At 37.3% G+C, this 1,210-nt stretch carries 2 protein-coding genes; one reads left to right on the top strand and one right to left on the bottom strand.

What is annotated here, in order from left to right; translation table 11 throughout:
* Positions 1–49: 49 nt before the first annotated feature.
* Positions 50–466, bottom strand: coding sequence for a Cd(II)/Pb(II)-responsive transcriptional regulator (locus tag B0181_RS11625; RefSeq protein WP_078277647.1), 417 nt, complete (start codon positions 464–466; stop codon positions 50–52).
* A 72-nt stretch (positions 467–538) separates the two neighbouring features.
* Here B0181_RS11625 and B0181_RS11620 point away from each other — a divergent pair, with 72 nt between their 5' ends.
* On the top strand, positions 539–1,153 hold the full coding sequence (locus B0181_RS11620; RefSeq protein WP_078277646.1) for a cation diffusion facilitator family transporter: 615 nt from the start codon (positions 539–541) through the stop codon (positions 1,151–1,153).
* Positions 1,154–1,210 lie beyond the last annotated feature (57 nt).

Here is a 1,210-nt window from a genome sequence, read left to right as displayed (position 1 = left end):
AGATTTTGCAAGAATCAGAGATTGTGTTAGGATGGATGGGGTTGGGGTTTCAACCGGGTTTTGAAAATAGCCCTTTTTCTTTAATACCTTGAATAATCTGACACTTATCAACCGTTTTATTTTCACAACCCACAAATTGCATTAGAAAAGTTTTAACTTGTTGTAGTTCTGTGATTTGTTCGTCCAAATATGCCAAATGTTGCTCGGCAAGTGCATTGATTTCATTGCATTGTTTGCTAGGCGTTTGTTGTAATTGCAACAGCGTTTTGATGTTACTTAAAGAAAGACCGATATTACGGCAAGTTTTAATAAAGCGTAATTGTTCTAACTGATTTTCATCAAACACACGATAGCCGTTTTGTTGATGTGTAGGGGCGATTAAGCCTTGTTTTTCATAATAACGAATGGTTTCCAAATGTACGCCTGTTTGTTCACTGGCTTGTTTTATTTTAAAAAATTTTGACATTTTGGCTTGACCCTGTAATGACTACGGAGTTTATAGTATAGCAAATTTCATCTTAAAACAGGAGCAAAAAAAATGGCGTGCCAAAATTGTTGTGGTTCAAATCAGCCCATTCATCAATCGCCCAAGTACAAAAAAGCCTTGTGGATTGTCTTGATATTAAATTTATCAATGTTTTTTGTGGAAATTGTGATGGGGGTTAAATCAGGTTCAACTTCGCTGTTGTCGGACAGTTTGGATTTCTTGGGCGACAGTGCCAATTATTTGATAAGTTTGATTGTTTTGCCAATGGCGTTAAGTTACCGAGCCAAAGCATCTATGGTTAAGGGGCTAACGATGGGCGGTTTTGGTTTATTTATTTTAATGACAACCATTTATCGTGTGTTTTATGGGGAAATGCCCAGTTATTCTGAAATGAGCATTGTGGGATTTTTGGCGTTATTGATCAATGTGTCGGCATTGTTGATATTATTAAAATTTCGTGATGGCGACAGCAATGTCCGCAGTGTGTGGTTGTGTTCCCGAAACGATGCGATTGGTAATGTGGCGGTAATTTTGGCGGGTATGGCAGTTTATTTTTTTCAATCAAAATATCCTGATTTAATTGTGGCGTTTGTTTTGGCATTTTTGGCATTACAAGCCAGTCAAGAAATCATCAAAAGGGCTTGGGCGGAATTAAAAGTCAGTTAATTTAAAACACCGTTTGGATTGATGTTCAAGCGGTGTTTTTATTTGGGGCTGTACTAG

It is taken from the genome of Moraxella caviae (genome assembly GCF_002014985.1).
Taxonomy (GTDB): Bacteria; Pseudomonadota; Gammaproteobacteria; order Pseudomonadales; family Moraxellaceae; genus Moraxella; species Moraxella caviae.
This window is presented reverse-complemented; position numbering and strand designations above follow the sequence as displayed.